Here is a 15161-nt window from a genome sequence, read left to right as displayed (position 1 = left end):
GTCAGAACACGGAGCCGCCGAGCGGCGGCTCCCGCATCGCGTCCAGCTGGTCGCGCAGACGGATGATCTGCTCGCTCCAGTAGTTGCGGTCGCCGAACCACGGGAAGGCGACCGGGAAGGCCGGGTCGGCCCAGCGGCGCGCGAGCCATGCGCTGTAATGGATCATGCGCAGCGCGCGCAGGGCTTCGATCATGCGCAGCTGGCGCCAATCGAAGTCCATGAAGTCTTCGTAGCCGGTGAGCAGCGCGGTGAGCTGCTGCTGCATCTGCTGGCGTTCGCCCGAGAGCAGCATCCACAGGTCTTGTACCGGCGGGCCCATCAACGCGTCGTCGAGGTCGACGAAGTGCGGGCCGGCCTCGGTCCACAGCACGTTGCCGACGTGGCAGTCGCCGTGCAGGCGGATCGGGCGGTAAGCGCCGGCGGCGTCGAAGCTGCGCTGCACCTCGTCGAGCACCTGGTCGACGGTCTGCTTCCACACCTGCTGCGTCTCGATGGCGATCAGGCCGGAGTCGAGCAGCCAGTCGCGCGGCGAGGTGCCGTGGCTGTCCAGGCTGAGCGTCAGGCGGTGCGTAAACGGCGTGCGGGCGCCGACCGAATGGATGCGTCCGATGAAGCGGCCGATCCATTCCAGCGTGGCCGGGTCCTCCAGTTCGGGTGCACGGCCGGATTGGCGGGGTGTCACGCTGAACCGATAAGCCTGGTCGTTGATCGAGAACGAGGGCAGGGTGGTGCCGTTCAACACCCGCGGTGCGACCACCGGGATCTCAGCCTCCGCGAGCTCAGCGGCGAACGCATGTTCTTCGAGGATCTGCGCGTCGCTCCAGCGGCCGGGTCGGTAGAACTTCGCGACCACGACGGGGCCGTCTTCCAGAAAAACCTGGAAGACGCGGTTCTCGTAGGAGTTGAGCTGGATCAGGCGACCATCACCACGCAAGCCCACCGTGTCGAGGGCGTCGAGCACGGCTTCCGGCGTCAGGCCGGCATAAGGGGTATCGCTGATCGTCGAGGGGGAGGGCATGGGCGCATCGTAAGCGCCTCGCCCGAGTTCAACGGCGTGAGTCGGTGCCGGTCGCAGGGCTGTCGACCACCACGCCAGCGACATCGTTTCCGCCGTTCAGCGATGACGGGCGGTCCGACAAGCCGATGAGGTCGCTGGCGGTGAAGGCGTCGAGGCGGCTGTCGGGGGCGAAGAACGAGTCCTGGAACAGCGACGAGTCTTGCCACAAGGCCGTGCGTTCGGCGCGCCGGTGGGCCACCGTGCTGGCAAGCGAGCTGCGCGCTTGGTTCAAGGTGTGCGGCGGCATCGGCTCCGGGGCGCGCGCCGCAGCGCCGCTGTGCGGCACCAGAAGCTGCAGTTCGGCCACCGAAGGCATGCGGTCGACCGGGCAACGCAGGTAGCGCACCCGGCAAGTCGACAGGACGGATTGCTTGATCTGCTGCGCGCGGTGCGAATGGCCGCGCTCGACGTCGAGGTCGACTGCGGCGAGCACACGCCCGTTGGCGCTGCACACCGCGAAGGTTACGTGGGTGGTGCCCAGCAGTTCGTACCAGTAGCGCACTTCGCTCGGGTCGGTGGGCTGGCAGAAGCGCACCAGCGGCAGCTTCGACAGGATGATGTGGTGCGGCAGCGCTTCGCGCAGCAGTCGGTAGATTCGCCGCTCGTCGGTGCTGAAGACGGGTCGGCCGGTCAAGGCCCATTCGATCGGCAGCGGCTTCGGTCGCGGTTTGCGGGCGCGCAGGACCACGACGATCAAGGCCAGAACGAGGACCGCGAGGACGCCGCCGACGGCAACAGCCCAATAAGTGTTAGGAAAATTCAGCATGACGTGTTCGGGTCATGCTAACCCTGGCCTCCGAGGGCTCCCATCCCCGACATGGGTGTGGGAATGAGCCGCAAACCCAGCAACGGCGCGGCCTGGCGGCCGATCGGTTGGATGCTTACTCCGACGCGGCGCGGTCGGTCTCTCCCATGTGAGCCTTGACTTCAGACACAGATTTCAGCCATGTGTTGAGGCGTTGCGCATGCAATTTGAGTTGGTAGTCGAACTCCGCGACCTGGTGGCCGACGAGTTCGCCGACTTGCGACGAAATGCTGTCGGGCGGCAACTTCAACCATGCTTCGGCTTCGGGGCCATCGCGTTCCACCGTGGCGCCGGCGTTGCGTGCGATCTTGAGCATGGCGGCGTTTTCGCTCAGCGCGTGGATGAACAAGCGTTCACAGCCTCGGTTGCGGGAGTGCAGCACTGCGTGCTCGAACAGGCGAGCGCCGTAGCCGCGGCCCCGCGCACGATGGATCACCGAGACCCCGAACTCAGCCGTCGCGGGAGCTTCGGGTTGCGTGGGCAGCGGCAGGTAGGCCAGGTGCGCCATGGCAATCAATTCGAGCTTGCGGTTGAAGATGCCGAACACCTCGTCGCGGTCGAAGTCGATCGACTCGACGTAGCGTTGCACCTGCTCGTCGGTCGCCGGGTAGCCGAAGCGCAGGTAGCGATCACTCTCGCTCAGACTCAGGATATGTGAAGCAATGCGCTCACGGTGCCTCTCAGCGAGCGAACGGATCGGAACCCAGGAAAGGCGATCCGGCGCGGGCGTTGCTGTCGTCTGGGAGTTGGAGGTGATGCTGGGGTCCATGCAAACCTCGTATTGGTGAAAACCCTAATTCTATCGTTCGAGAGCGGAAGCCGCCTGGAGCCTCGTCTGTCTGCCGGCTATGGCCATTCCGGTAGGGTTCCTCTTCGGATACACTAGAAGGCTTTCCCGTTCGGCTCTGGGAAGAACACCGCCGTCGATGCTTCGAGAGGCTGCCTCAATAAGCAGCACCGAGAACACTGCCGGTCAGCCATTGAGCCACATCCCGCCTCGCCTCACCAGGCAGGCACATCGAAAGATCCTCATGAAGACCTTCAGCGCCAAGCCGGCCGAAGTGACGCACGAGTGGTTTGTGATTGACGCCACCGACAAGGTGCTCGGACGTGTTGCCAGCGAAGTGGCACTCCGTTTGCGCGGCAAGCACAAGGCCATCTACACGCCTCACGTCGATACTGGTGATTTCATCGTCGTCGTCAACGCAGACAAGCTCCGTGTGACGGGCAACAAGGCCACCGACAAGGTGTACTACCGCCACTCCGGTTTCCCCGGTGGCATCTACGGCACCAAGTTCAAGGACATGCAAGCCAAGCACCCCGGCCGCGCGCTGGAAAAGGCGGTCAAGGGCATGCTGCCCAAGGGCCCGCTGGGCTACGCGATGGTGAAAAAGCTGAAGGTGTACGCCGGTGGTTCCCACCCGCACGCCGCCCAGCAACCCAAAGTGCTGGACATCTAAGGAGCGGCAATGATCGGAAATTGGAACTACGGAACCGGCCGCCGCAAGTCTTCGGTGGCTCGCGTGTTCATCAAGAAGGGCACCGGCCAGATCCTGGTCAACGGCAAGCCCGTGGACAAGTACTTCGGCCGTCAAACGTCCATCATGGTCGTGCGCCAGCCTCTCGTGCTGACCGCCAATGACGCGGCTTTCGACGTCAAGGTCAATGTGCACGGCGGTGGCGAATCCGGCCAGGCCGGTGCGGTGCGCCACGGTATTACCCGCGCCCTGATCGACTACGACGCCGCCCTGAAGCCCGAACTGAGCCGCGCCGGCTTCGTCACGCGTGACGCGCGTGAAGTGGAACGGAAGAAGGTCGGTCTGCACGGTGCCCGTCGCCGCAAACAGTTCAGCAAGCGCTGATACCTTCCCGTTCTGTGCGAAAAGGCCGCTTCCAGCGGCCTTTTTCATTGGTAGAGCTGCTTGCACACACCTGCAAGCTTTCGACACAGGCGCACCAAAAGGTGGCTCCTACAATCGCGCCTCCTCTAAACGCTCTGCCACCTAGAACAATCCCATGCGTTGGAAACTGCTAAGGCGACGGCTGTCGATCAGCGCTCCGCGCATGATCGTCCGCAGCCACCTGCCCTGGCCGTTGCGGTGGGCGGTGGTGGCGCTGGTCTTCGGCTTCTCCGCGGCGCTGTCCTTGTGGGCGTTTGAGTTCGGCAAAAGCATTGCGGGCCTGGATAAGGATGCGAAGGCGGAGCTCGCCGAACTGCGTGTCGAAGTGGCCAAGCTGCGCGAGGAGCGCGAGGGCGCCCAGTCCATCGCCAACACGGCACAGAGCCTGCTTAAGGCAGAGAAGGTTGCCCAGGAGCGCCTCGCACAGCAGATCAAGCAGGTCGAGTCCGAAAATCTGTCGCTGAAGGCGGACTTGGGGTTCTTCGAACGGCTGCTGCCGGCAAGTGCGACGGGCCTGAATGTGCGGGCCCTCCAAGCCGAGGCCTTGGCCCCAGGCCAACTGCGGTTTCAGGTGTTGATCATGCAAATAGGCAAGAATCCACCCGAGTTTGCCGGCCGTTACGACATTGTCCTGTCGGGCACACTGGGCGATAAACCTTGGACGATTTCCCAGCCCGGCGGGCCCAAGCAGTTGCAAGTGAAGCAGTCGGCCCGTCTCGAAGGCACCGTCAACTATCCGCAAGAGGCGGTCGTCAAGTCGGTGCAGGTCAAGGTGACCGACAACCAGGGCGGGGTCCGGGCGACCCAGACCGTCAAGTTGTGACCTTTCTTTCTCCGTCAATCTCCAATTTCCACCAGGAGCCATCACCATGTTTGCGAAGAAAAAGCAGCCTCCCATTCGCACCCTCATCGGCGAGGGCACGGTGATCCGCGGTGAATTGCAGTTCTCCGACGGTCTGCGCATCGATGGTGAAGTGCAAGGCGACGTGGTCGCCAGTGCGCTTGATACGAGCATCCTCGTCATCAGCGAGAAAGCCCGGGTGGTGGGCCGGGTGAAAGCCGGTCACGTCATCATCAACGGCCACGTCACTGGCCCGGTGCAAGCCGATGCGCTGCTGGAATTGCAGCCCAAGGCGGTGATCGTGGGCGATGTGAAATATGAAGCGCTTGAAATGCACCAGGGCGCCACCATTGAAGGTGAGTTGCGGCCGCTGAAGGCGGAAGAAAAGCCCGCAATGATCAAGTTGGCTGCGTCCAACGCCCAGTGAGGTCTTGCCCGGGGCGTGGATAATTGAGCCTTCGACTGGAAGGATTTCACATGAGCGCCCTGGCAAACGAAGTTCAATCCCCCGAGGCTGATGCACCGCCGGTGCCGCTGGTTTTCACCGACAGCGCGGCCAACAAGGTCAAGGAACTGGTCGACGAGGAAGGCAACCCCGACCTCAAGCTGCGCGTCTTCGTGCAAGGCGGCGGTTGCTCCGGCTTCCAGTACGGCTTCACCTTCGACGAAATCGTCAACGAAGACGACACCCAGATGAACAAGAACGGCGTCACCCTGTTGATCGACGCCATGAGCCTGCAGTACTTGGTCGGCGCCGAGATCGACTACAAGGACGACCTGCAAGGCGCCCAGTTCGTGATCAAGAACCCCAACGCGACGACGACTTGCGGCTGCGGATCGAGCTTCTCCGTCTGATCGACAGCACGTCGCGAATCCAGGCCGCCCCCGGGGCGGCCTTTTTTTTCAGGCGGGATACCAGGCGCCGAGCACGCGCGGGCCACTGGCCCCTGTCACGGCACTGAGGTTGCCCGGCAGACCGTGTGCATGGCGGTACGCGAGCCAGGCGAACGCCGCAGCCTCCACATGCTGCGCCGGCAGGCCGCGTGCATCGCTCAGCTTCACGGCCAGTCCGGGCAGGTGGTAGGCGAGGCGGCCCATCAGGTGCAGATTGAGCGCGCCTCCCCCGCAGACCAGCAATTCGGTGGCTCCCACCGCGTGGGCCTTGACCGCATCTGTACAAGTCACCGCGGTGAGCTCGCACAAGGTGGCCTGCACGTCGACGGGGTGGCACGGCCCGTGGGTGCGCAGGCGCTCCTCCAGCCAGCCCACGTTGAAGAGATCGCGTCCCGTGCTCTTGGGTGGCTGCTCTGCGAAATAGGGTTCTTGCAGCAGGAGGTCCAACAAGCCTTGTTGCACTGTGCCCTGAGCCGCCCACGCACCATCGGCATCGAAGCGCTGGCCGGTGTGTCGCAGGCACCAGAGGTCCATCAGCACGTTGGCCGGGCCGCAGTCGAAGCCGGTGGTGTCGCCGTTGGCCAGCAGGGCGGTGAGGTTGCTGATGCCGCCAAGGTTGAGCACCGCGCGCGTCTCGCCGGTCTGGCCGAAAAGCGCGCGATGGAAGGCGGCCACGAGCGGCGCGCCTTGGCCACCGGCGGCCACGTCGCGCGTGCGGAAGTCGGCCACCACAGCGATGCCGCTGCGTTCGGCGAGCAGACTCGGGTTGTTGATCTGCCACGTGTAGCCGAGACCCGGCCGGTGGCGCACGGTCTGGCCGTGGCTGCCGATCGCGCGCACCGCACGGGCGTCGAGGTTCAGGTGGGCAAGCAGCTCGGCCACTACCTCGATGTAGAGCGCCGCCAGCCGATTGGACGCCAGCGCTGAGCGGTGCAGTTCGTCCGCCCCGGAGGTGTTGAGCGCCAACAGCTCTTCGCGCAGCGCTTCGGGGAAGGCGCGGTAGGCGTGCGAGACCACCTTCGGAAAGCCGTTCGCCGAAAACTCGGCCAGCACGCCATCCACGCCATCGAGCGAGGTGCCCGACATCAGCCCTGCAAACAGTTCAGCCATGGCCGAATTGTGCAGCGCTGCGCGGCTTATTCGACCAAGGCGTAGCGCTGCGGGTTGGCCTTGGCCACGTCGAGCTGCTGGCGCAGCGACTGCGCGATGGTCATGAACCGCGCGCGCGATTCGGGTGAAAGCACCACGGCTTCGGAGGTCTTGGCGATCACCAGCGGGTCCTGGTGCTGGCCCTTGACTTTCACCTCGAAGTGCAGGTGCGGCCCCGTGGCCCAGCCGGTCGAGCCGACGGCGCCGATGCGCGTGCCCTGCTCGACACGCTGGCCCTTCTTCACGTCGATGCGGCTCAGGTGGGCGTAGAGGGTCGTGCGGTCATTGCTGTGAAGGACCTGCACCACGTTGCCGTAGCCGTTTTGCCAGCCGGCGAATTCGACGATGCCATCGCCCACGTTGCGCACCGGCGTGCCGGTCGGGGCGCCGTAGTCCACGCCCAGGTGCTGGCGCCAGACCTTGTGGATGGGATGCATGCGCATCGAGAACCCCGAGGTCACCCGCGAGAACTCCATCGGGCTCGCGAGGAACGCACGGCGCTTGCTCTCGCCGTCGAAGCCGTAATAGCCGCCCTTGGTGTGCGCGTCCTGGTACCAGACGGCCGAGTAGGAGCGGTTGTCGTTGATGAACTCGGCGGCAAGCACGCGGCCCGATGCCTGGTTCCAGGTGATGGGCTCGCCATCGGCGGTGAGCGCTTCGTAGACGACATGGAAGCTGTCGCCGCGGCGAAGCTCGCGGCGGAAGTCGATGTCGGTCGAGAACATCTCGGCCAGTTGCGTGGCCACCGGGTCGGGGATCTTGGCTTCGTCGGTGGCGGCGAAGAGTGAGCTGCGGATCGTGCCGGCGCCGGTGCGCACTTCACTCTCGAGCTTGGCGGTTTCCACGCCGGCGAGGAACTTGTCACCGATGCGGGTGATGCGCAGGCGCGAGAAGTGGGTGCCGAACTGCTCGCTGTTTTCTGCCGGATAACGGGCCACCAGTTCTTCGAGCACGCCCGATTCATCGATGCGAACCTGCACGATCTTGCCGGCGCGCCCTTCGAGCAGCTTGCGCGCCGTGCGGTCATTGCGGATGAAGGCTGCGGCCGCCACGTCGGCCACGCTCAGGCGCGACAGCAGGCTGTCGGCGGTGTCGGTGGCGCGGGTCAGGTCGTTGCGGTAGAGCTGCAGCGTGTGGCTGGCCAGGGCTTCGAGCTGCGACGAGATGTCTTCCGGTGTGACGATTTCCGTCACGATACGCCGCGGTAGGTCGGCCGCGTCGGGTGCCAGCGGGGCGATGCCGAAGGCGGTCACGCCAAAGCCCATCAGCCCGGTGACGATCAGGGACGTGAGGGTGCGCGGGTGGCGACCGATGAATTGGGTGAGGCGCGAACCGGCAGCCACCGCATCGCGCTCAAGCTTTTCCAAGGAACTCAATTTTGATCGGGGGGCACAGGGCCCCGAGCTGCAAACACCGCGTGAGGCGATGCTCTGGTTGATCTTCTCGTCCAGGGGCGTCCACTAGAATCGCGGTCGCCGTTGCGGACCCCATTCGCGGGGTGTTCCGTCGGGTGCGGCGCAGTATAAGCGGCACCCTTTTCTTACCCCGCATTGCTGACTCCCGGAAAACCCCTGAGGTTCCCTTTCTCCCATGTCTTTGTCAGAAGAAAAGACCTCCCCCCCTCCCAGGTACCCCGTCACCGACAAGGTCAAGGAGGCGCTGGCCATCAGCCGCCGCGGGTGCGATGAACTGCTTCCCGAGGCCGATTGGCTGGCCAAACTCGCCAAGTCAGAAGCAACGGGCGTGCCACTGCGCATCAAGCTCGGGCTGGACCCGACCGCGCCCGATATCCACATTGGCCACACGGTGGTGCTCAACAAGATGCGCCAGTTGCAGGACATCGGCCACCAGGTGATCTTCCTGATCGGGGACTTCACCTCCATGATCGGCGACCCCTCGGGGCGCAACACCACCCGCCCGCCGCTCACCCCCGAGCAGATCAAGGCCAACGCCGAGACGTACTACAAGCAGGCGAGCCTGGTGCTCGACCCGGCCAAGACCGAGATTCGCTACAACAGCGAATGGAGCGACCCGCTCGGCGCGCGCGGCATGATCCAGCTCGCCGCCCGTTACACGGTGGCGCGCATGATGGAGCGCAACGATTTCCACGACCGCTTCAAGGCCGGCACGCCGATCAGCGTGCACGAGTTCCTCTACCCGCTGATGCAGGGCTACGACTCGGTGGCGCTCAAGAGCGACCTCGAACTCGGCGGCACCGACCAGAAGTTCAACCTGCTGATGGGCCGCACGCTGCAGGCCGAATACGGGCAGGAGCCGCAGTGCATCCTGACGATGCCGCTGCTGGAGGGACTCGACGGCGTCGAGAAGATGTCGAAGAGCAAGAACAACTACATCGCGATCACCGAGCCGGCCAACGGCATGTTCGCGAAGATCCTGTCCATCAGCGACGAGCTGATGTGGAAGTACTTCACCTTGCTGAGCTTCAAGCCCGAGTCGGAAATCGCGAAGCTCAAGGCCGAGGTCGAGGCGGGCCGCAACCCGAAGGATGCGAAGGTGATGCTCGCCAAGGAGATCACCACGCGCTTCCACAGCGCGGCCGCGGCCGAGGCGGCCGAGGCCGACTTCAACAACCGGGCGCGTGGCGGTGTGCCCGACGAGATCCCCGAGGTGTCACTCAGTGGCGCGCCCCTGGGCATTGGTGCGCTGCTGAAGCAGTCGAACCTGGCACCGTCGACCACCGAAGCGGGCCGTCTCATCGACGGCGGCGGCGTGCGCATCGACGGCAGCGTCGTGAGCGACAAGGCCTTGAAGCTCGACGCCGGCACCTACGTCGTGCAGGTGGGCAAGCGCAAGTTTGCCCGCGTCACGCTGGCCTGATCGACATGCAGCGCCGCGCTGTCGTGTTGGGCGCACTGCTCGTCGCAGCAGGGGCCAGCGCCGCACCGAGCCCGGCCGAGCAGGCTCGCATCCAGCGTCTGATCGCCTACGTCGAAGGGCAGACCAGCGTGCGCTTCGTGCGCAACGGCTCGGCCTATTCGTCGAAGGATGCGGCCAAGTTCCTGCGCAGGAAGTTCGAGAAGATGGGCGAGCACGTCACCACGGCGCAGCAGTTCATCGACCAGATCGCCTCGAAGTCGAGCACCAGCGGCGAGATCTACCTGATCCGCTTCCCCGACGGCCGGCAGATCCCGGCCGCACGCTTCCTCGGCGACGAACTCGCCCGCATGGACCGCGGCGCATGATCGCCTTGATCCAGCGTGTGCGTGAGGCACGCGTGGAGGTGGCGGGCCGCATCACGGGCGAGATCGGGCAGGGCCTGCTCGTCTTCGTCTGCGCCGAGCCCGCCGACACCGAGGCGATCGTCGACAAGCTCGTCGCCAAGCTCCTCAAGCTGCGCGTGTTTTCCGACGAGGCCGGCAAGATGAACCGCAGCGTGACCGATGTTCAGGGCGGCCTGCTCATCGTCAGCCAGTTCACGCTGGCCGCCGACACCTCCGGCGGCAACCGCCCGAGCTTCACCAACGCCGCCCCGCCCGAGCTCGGCCGCCGCCTCTACGAGCGTGTGCTGGCCACCGCGCGCGCCCAGCACCCGACCGTGGGCGAAGGCGAGTTCGGCGCCGACATGCAGGTGCACCTGGTCAACGACGGCCCGGTCACCATTCCGATCACGCTGCGGGCCTGAAAAAGAAAGGCCGCCCGAAGGCGGCCTGGTCGCATTCAGACGGAACGATCAGTCTGCATATTGGCCATTGGCCTTGATGATCGGCGACCACTTGTTGATTTCGTCAGAGACGAACTTCTTGTGATCGGCCGGGTTCGAGCGTGCGTCGGTCACGATCACGGCGCCCAGCGACTCCTGGTTCTTGATGAAGCCGGGGTCCTTCAGCGCGACCTTGAGCGCGGCATTGACCTTGTCGATCACGGCCTTGGGCGTGCCCTTCGGTGCGTAGACACCGTGCCAGATCGTCACGTTGAAGCCCTTGAGGCCCGCTTCATCGAGCGTGGGCAGCTTGGACAGCGACGGGATGGCCAGTCGCTTGGTGGTCGTCACGGCGTAGGCCTTGATCTTGCCGCCTTCGATCTGGCCGGTGGTGTTGGTGGTCTGGTCGCACATGATGTCGACCTGGCCGCCGAGCAGGTCGTTCATCGCCGGCGCGGTGCCCTTGTACGGGACCGGCGTCATGTCGGCCTTGAGCACGCTCTGGAACAGCATGCCGCACAGGTGGGAGGCCGACCCGAGGCCTGCGTTGGCGATGTTGATCTTGCCCTTGTTGGCGTTGATCCAGGTCACCAGCTCGGCGTAGCTGTTGGCGGCGAGCGTGGGGCGGCCCACGAGCGTCATCGGCACTTCGTTGACGAGGCCTGCGAACTCGAAGTCGTCGAGCGGCTTGAACTGCAGGTTGCGGTACAGCGCCGGCGACGTGGCCATGCTCACGTGCGTGAGCAGCAGCGTGTAGCCGTCGGGCGCGGCCTTGGCGACCTTGGCGGCGCCCAGCGTGCCGCCGGCGCCGGCCACGTTGTCGATCACGATGGTGGCGTTGCCGAGCGGCTTGCGCACGGCTTCGGCGAAGTCACGCGCCACTTTGTCGGTGGGGCCTCCGGCAGCGAACGGCACGACGATGGTGACGGTCTTCTCCGGGTAGGCAAATGCACCGGTCGTTGCGAATGCCGCAGCGCAAGCGATCAGGAGCTTCTTCATGGCAGGTTCCCTTCGGGGGTTGATCGGACCCGCGAATGCTAGGAGCGCGCAGTTCTCACTGCATGGCGGGAATTACGTAGTGGTTGTACCCAGGCGCTGGGAACGTGACGCAACTCACCCGAGCTTGCGCGTGTCGTCGATCACCTTGCCGTCGTTGGGCAGGCTGCCCGGGGTGCACAGCTCCACCTCGCCGCGCAGCTTGGTCACGTCGCGGATCGCCTCGGCCAGCCGCTGGCGCAAAGACTCTTCGCGCGATGGGGTCTCCACCTTCAGCAGCATCTGGTCGTTGGCCATCTCGCCGCTCACCACCAGCCGCGCACGGCTCGCCTCCGGAAAGCGCTTGAGCACCTCGGCCACCTGGCCCGGGTGCACGAACATGCCGCGCACCTTCGCCGTCTGGTCGGCTCGGCCCATCCAGCCCTTGATGCGCGCGTTGGTGCGGCCGGTGGGGCATGGGCCGGGCAGGAAGGCCGAGAGGTCGCCGGTGCCGAAGCGCACCAGCGGGTAGTCGGCGTTGAGCACGGTGACCACCACTTCCCCGACCTCGCCGGCCGGCGCCGGGTCGCCCGTGCCCGGCCGCACGATCTCGACGATCACCCCTTCGTCGAGCACCAGGCCTTCGCGAGCCGCAGTCTCGTAGGCGATCAGGCCGACGTCGGCCGTCGCGTACGACTGGTAGGCCTCGAGGCCGCGCTCGCGCATCCAGTCGCGCAGCGCTGCCGGGAACGCTTCTCCGCTCACCATCGCCTTCTTCAGCGCGGGCAGGGAGACGCCGGTCTCGGCCGCTTTCTCGAGCGCGATGCGCAGGAAGCTCGGCGTGCCGGCGTAGCCATCGGGCTTCAGCTCCGTCATCGCCTGCAACTGCAGCTCCGTGTTGCCCACGCCGCCGGGGAACACGGTGCAGCCGATCGCATGCGCGCCGCTCTCGAGCATCGAGCCGGCGGGCGTCAGGTGGTAGCTGAAGCTGTTGTGCAGCAGGTCACCGGCGCGAAAGCCCGCGGCCCAGAGCGCACGCGCCATGCGCCAGTAGTCGCGGGCACGGCCCTCGGGTTCGTAGATCGGCCCGGGCGACTGGAAGACCCGCAAGGCCCCGCTGCCGCCACGCAGCGACCGCCAGCCAATCGCCGAGAAGCCGCCGAAGGGGTCGTGCGCGCGTTCGGCCTGCTGCCGTGCGAGCAGCTCGTGCTTGCGCGTGACGGGCAGGGCCACGAGGGCTTCGCGCGAGTTGACGGTGGCGGCGTCCACGCCGGCGAGGCGCTCGGCCAGCGCCGGCGTGCGCAGCGCTGCGGCCACCTGATGTGGCAGCGCGGCCATCAGCTGGGTTTCGCGCAGGGCCGGGTCGCGGTGCTCCAGTTCGTCGTAGAACTCAGTCATGCTCGTCACCCCAGGCGGCCAGCTGCTTCTTCAGCTCGGCCACGTAGTCGCGCAGCTCGCTGGAGGTCTTGATGAGCCGCGTGCGCCATTCCGGCGACCGCGCCGGCTTCTTCACCGTCTCGACCTTGAGCTGCGCACCGTCGACCGCGGCGCGCACGATGGCCAGGCCCCGCCGCTCGAAGGCGGCGCCGCGTGCGGTGAGGCCGGCCTCGCGCAGGTCGCGCGTCAGGCGTGCCAGCGCATCGACCGGCTTGAACGGCGGTGGCGCAAACCCCCAGCTCTCGTCGTCACTCATGCCGCTCTCCTCATGCCAGCCAGCGCTTGCGCCGCTTGTAGCTCTTCACGTCGCGGAAGCTCTTGCGCGCGTTGTCGTCCTTCGTGCCGCCCGTGCCGAGGTAGAACTCCTTCACGTCCTCGTTCTCGCGCAGCGCCTTCGCCTCGCCGTCCATCACCACACGGCCGTTTTCGAGGATGTAGCCGTAGTCGGAATACTTGAGCGCGATGTTGGTGTTCTGCTCGGCCAGGAGGAAGGTCACACGCTCCTTCGTGTTGAGGTCCTTCACGATCTCGAACACCTCGCTCACGATCTGCGGCGCAAGCCCCATCGAGGGCTCATCGAGCAGCACCATCTTCGGGTTGGCCATCAGCGCGCGGCCGATGGCGCACATCTGCTGCTCGCCGCCCGAGGTGTAGGCCGCCTGCGACGTGCGCCGCTGCTTGAGCCGCGGGAAGTAGGTGTAGACCTTCTCCAGCGTCTGCATCACCGCCGCCTTGCCGTCCTTGCGGGTGTAGGCGCCGGTGAGCAGGTTCTCCTCGATGGTGAGGTGCGCAAAGCAGTGCCGGCCTTCCATCACCTGCACCACGCCGCGGTTCACCATCTCGGCGGTCGAGAGCTTCTCGATGCGCTCGCCACGCAGCTCGATGCTCCCCTTGGTCACGTCTCCCCGCTCGCCGGCGAGCAGGTTGCTCACCGCGCGCAGCGTGGTGGTCTTGCCGGCGCCGTTGCCGCCGAGCAGGGCCACCACCTTGCCTTCGGGCACCTGCAGCGAGACGCCCTTCAGCACCAGGATCACGTGGTTGTAGATGACCTCGATGCCGTTGACGTTGAGGAGAACGCCGCTCATGCTCAGCTCTGGCAGTCTTCAGGCGTGCGGCGTGTGAGCTTCTTTTCCGCCGCGTACTTGTCGGCCGCCTGCTTGATCATCGGCTTGATGATCGACTGGTCGGCTTCGTACCAGTCGGAGCTGAAGTTCCACTTCTTGCCGTCCCAGGTGTGCAGGCGCGCCCAGACCGAGCCGCGGTGGTCGGCGCAGCTCGTGCTGATGGGGCGCATCACACCCGCGAAGCCCAGCGCGTCGAGCTTCTTCTGGTCGAGCGCCAGGTTCTCGTAGCCCCAGCGGGCCTGCTCGCCGGTCATCACCTTGCCCTTGCCGAAGCGCTCCTGCGCCCGCTTCACGCCTTCGACCGCAAGCATCGCCGCGACCAGGCCGCGCATGTAGAGCACCTGGCCGACTTCGTCCTTCGGGCCGGTGCCCTGGCCCTTGCCATGCACGTCCTTCAGGATGTCCTGCGTGATCTTGGCGTTGGGCTCGGCGCCGTGCTGCAAGGCGAGCGCGTTGTAGCCCTTGGCGCCATCGCCCACGTCGCGCACGTCGGGCTCGGCGCCGGCCCACCACACGCCGTACATCTTGTCCCGCGGGTAGCCAGTGGCCACCGCTTCCTTGAGCGCGGTGGAGTTCATCACGCCCCAGCCCCACAGGAAGATGTAGTCGGGCCGGCTCTGGCGGATCTGCAGCCAGGTGGCCTTCTGCTCCACGCCCGGGTGGGCGACCGGCAGCAGGCTCAGCTCGAAGCCGTTCATCTTGGCGCGCTCCTGCAGGAGCGCGATCGGCTCCTTGCCGAAGGGGCTGTCGTGGTAGACGAGCGCGATCTTCTTGCCCTTGAGCTTGTCGGCGCCGCCTTCCTTCTTGGCCACGTGCTGCACCAGCACGTCGGCCGCGTCCCAGTAGGTGCCGGTGAGCGGGAAGTTCCACTTGAACACCATGCCGTCGGTGCTCTCGCTGCGGCCGTAGCCGGCGGTGATGAGCGGGATCTTGTCGCCCGGCGCCTTCTCGGTGAGCGCGAAGGTGATGCCGGTCGAGAGCGGCTGGAACACGGTGGCGTTCTTGCCCTTCAGGCGCTCGTAGCACTCCACGCCCTTGTCGGTGGCGTAGCCGGTTTCGCACTCTTCGTAGCTGATCTTCACGCCGTTGATGCCGCCCTTGGCGTTGACGTATTTCAGGTAGTCGACGTAGCCGTTGGCGAAGGGCACGCCGTTGGGCGCATAGGCCCCGGTGCGGTAGACCAGCACGGGGAAGAACTGCTCCTTGGCCTGGGCGTGGGCCGGCGTGCCGGCCACGGTCGCGGCCAGCGCGGCGGCGGTGAGGGCGAGGGTCTTGAGCGTCGTCATGTCTGTCTCCAGGGGTGTGTGCACTCGGGTG

General features: G+C 65.9%; 18 protein-coding genes. 8 read left to right on the top strand and 10 right to left on the bottom strand.

The window, feature by feature from the left end:
• Nucleotide 1: 1 nt before the first annotated feature.
• The 3 genes from JI745_RS11255 to JI745_RS11245 all read right to left on the bottom strand — a co-directional run bounded on the left by JI745_RS11255 (nucleotide 2) and on the right by JI745_RS11245 (nucleotide 2631).
• Nucleotides 2–1018: a serine/threonine protein kinase gene (locus JI745_RS11255; RefSeq protein WP_201806250.1), complete on the bottom strand. Its 1017-nt coding sequence runs from the start codon at nucleotides 1016–1018 to the stop codon at nucleotides 2–4.
• 28 nt (nucleotides 1019–1046) lie between these two features.
• Nucleotides 1047–1745 carry a DUF2726 domain-containing protein gene (locus JI745_RS11250; RefSeq protein WP_310738750.1) on the bottom strand — a complete coding sequence of 233 codons (699 nt, stop codon included), beginning with the start codon at nucleotides 1743–1745 and terminating at the stop codon, nucleotides 1047–1049.
• A 193-nt stretch (nucleotides 1746–1938) separates the two neighbouring features.
• Complete coding sequence (locus tag JI745_RS11245; protein ID WP_201806244.1) at nucleotides 1939–2631, bottom strand: GNAT family N-acetyltransferase; 693 nt, start codon at nucleotides 2629–2631, stop codon at nucleotides 1939–1941.
• A 262-nt stretch (nucleotides 2632–2893) separates the two neighbouring features.
• Between JI745_RS11245 and rplM the strand changes: the two genes are divergently transcribed.
• From rplM to erpA, 5 genes are all read left to right on the top strand, one after another.
• Nucleotides 2894–3322 carry a 50S ribosomal protein L13 gene (gene rplM, locus JI745_RS11240; RefSeq protein WP_201806242.1) on the top strand — a complete coding sequence of 143 codons (429 nt, stop codon included), beginning with the start codon at nucleotides 2894–2896 and terminating at the stop codon, nucleotides 3320–3322.
• Between the two features lie 9 nt (nucleotides 3323–3331).
• Complete coding sequence (gene rpsI / locus JI745_RS11235; protein WP_201806240.1) at nucleotides 3332–3724, top strand: 30S ribosomal protein S9; 393 nt, start codon at nucleotides 3332–3334, stop codon at nucleotides 3722–3724.
• A gap of 154 nt (nucleotides 3725–3878) precedes the next feature.
• Nucleotides 3879–4586, top strand: coding sequence for a DUF6776 family protein (locus tag JI745_RS11230; protein WP_201806238.1), 708 nt, complete (start codon nucleotides 3879–3881; stop codon nucleotides 4584–4586).
• Nucleotides 4587–4632: 46 nt separating this feature from the next.
• Nucleotides 4633–5031 carry a polymer-forming cytoskeletal protein gene (locus JI745_RS11225; protein WP_201806236.1) on the top strand — a complete coding sequence of 133 codons (399 nt, stop codon included), beginning with the start codon at nucleotides 4633–4635 and terminating at the stop codon, nucleotides 5029–5031.
• A 50-nt stretch (nucleotides 5032–5081) separates the two neighbouring features.
• Nucleotides 5082–5459, top strand: coding sequence for an iron-sulfur cluster insertion protein ErpA (gene erpA, locus JI745_RS11220; RefSeq protein WP_201806234.1), 378 nt, complete (start codon nucleotides 5082–5084; stop codon nucleotides 5457–5459).
• Between the two features lie 48 nt (nucleotides 5460–5507).
• Here erpA and JI745_RS11215 read toward each other — a convergent pair whose 3' ends face one another.
• Both JI745_RS11215 and JI745_RS11210 read right to left on the bottom strand, forming a co-directional pair.
• The gene (locus JI745_RS11215) at nucleotides 5508–6608 is read right to left on the bottom strand and encodes an anhydro-N-acetylmuramic acid kinase (RefSeq protein ID WP_201806233.1); all 1101 of its coding nucleotides are present in this window, start codon (nucleotides 6606–6608) and stop codon (nucleotides 5508–5510) included.
• Between the two features lie 26 nt (nucleotides 6609–6634).
• The gene (locus JI745_RS11210; protein WP_236674963.1) at nucleotides 6635–8014 is read right to left on the bottom strand and encodes a M23 family metallopeptidase; all 1380 of its coding nucleotides are present in this window, start codon (nucleotides 8012–8014) and stop codon (nucleotides 6635–6637) included.
• 223 nt (nucleotides 8015–8237) lie between these two features.
• Between JI745_RS11210 and tyrS the strand changes: the two genes are divergently transcribed.
• Genes tyrS through dtd form a run of 3 tightly spaced genes read left to right on the top strand, consistent with a single transcriptional unit; the run spans nucleotide 8238 to nucleotide 10290 of the window.
• A complete protein-coding gene (gene tyrS, locus JI745_RS11205) occupies nucleotides 8238–9485 on the top strand; it encodes a tyrosine--tRNA ligase (protein ID WP_201806232.1) in 1248 nt (415 codons plus the stop codon).
• Between the two features lie 5 nt (nucleotides 9486–9490).
• Nucleotides 9491–9850 (top strand): DUF5329 family protein, encoded by a 360-nt coding sequence (locus JI745_RS11200; protein WP_201806231.1) that lies wholly within the window; start codon nucleotides 9491–9493, stop codon nucleotides 9848–9850.
• Nucleotides 9847–10290 carry a D-aminoacyl-tRNA deacylase gene (gene dtd, locus JI745_RS11195; protein WP_201806230.1) on the top strand — a complete coding sequence of 148 codons (444 nt, stop codon included), beginning with the start codon at nucleotides 9847–9849 and terminating at the stop codon, nucleotides 10288–10290. Before JI745_RS11200 ends, dtd begins: the two co-directional genes overlap by 4 nt.
• A gap of 48 nt (nucleotides 10291–10338) precedes the next feature.
• Here the strand turns inward: dtd and JI745_RS11190 are convergent, their stop codons facing one another.
• The 5 genes from JI745_RS11190 to JI745_RS11170 all read right to left on the bottom strand — a co-directional run bounded on the left by JI745_RS11190 (nucleotide 10339) and on the right by JI745_RS11170 (nucleotide 15130).
• Complete coding sequence (locus JI745_RS11190; RefSeq protein WP_201806228.1) at nucleotides 10339–11307, bottom strand: tripartite tricarboxylate transporter substrate-binding protein; 969 nt, start codon at nucleotides 11305–11307, stop codon at nucleotides 10339–10341.
• A gap of 114 nt (nucleotides 11308–11421) precedes the next feature.
• Nucleotides 11422–12681, bottom strand: coding sequence for a phenylacetate--CoA ligase family protein (locus tag JI745_RS11185; protein WP_201806226.1), 1260 nt, complete (start codon nucleotides 12679–12681; stop codon nucleotides 11422–11424).
• Complete coding sequence (locus tag JI745_RS11180; RefSeq protein WP_201806224.1) at nucleotides 12674–12976, bottom strand: hypothetical protein; 303 nt, start codon at nucleotides 12974–12976, stop codon at nucleotides 12674–12676. The genes JI745_RS11185 and JI745_RS11180 overlap by 8 nt, the downstream gene beginning before the upstream one ends.
• A 10-nt stretch (nucleotides 12977–12986) precedes the next feature.
• Nucleotides 12987–13805, bottom strand: a complete 819-nt coding sequence (locus JI745_RS11175; RefSeq protein ID WP_201806222.1) for an ABC transporter ATP-binding protein — start codon at nucleotides 13803–13805, stop codon at nucleotides 12987–12989.
• 2 nt (nucleotides 13806–13807) lie between these two features.
• On the bottom strand, nucleotides 13808–15130 hold the full coding sequence (locus JI745_RS11170; protein WP_201806219.1) for an ABC transporter substrate-binding protein: 1323 nt from the start codon (nucleotides 15128–15130) through the stop codon (nucleotides 13808–13810).
• Between the last annotated feature and the right edge of the window lie 31 nt (nucleotides 15131–15161).

This window comes from Piscinibacter sp. HJYY11 (assembly GCF_016735515.1).
In the GTDB taxonomy this organism is placed as follows: domain Bacteria; phylum Pseudomonadota; class Gammaproteobacteria; order Burkholderiales; family Burkholderiaceae_C; genus Rhizobacter.
This window is presented reverse-complemented; position numbering and strand designations above follow the sequence as displayed.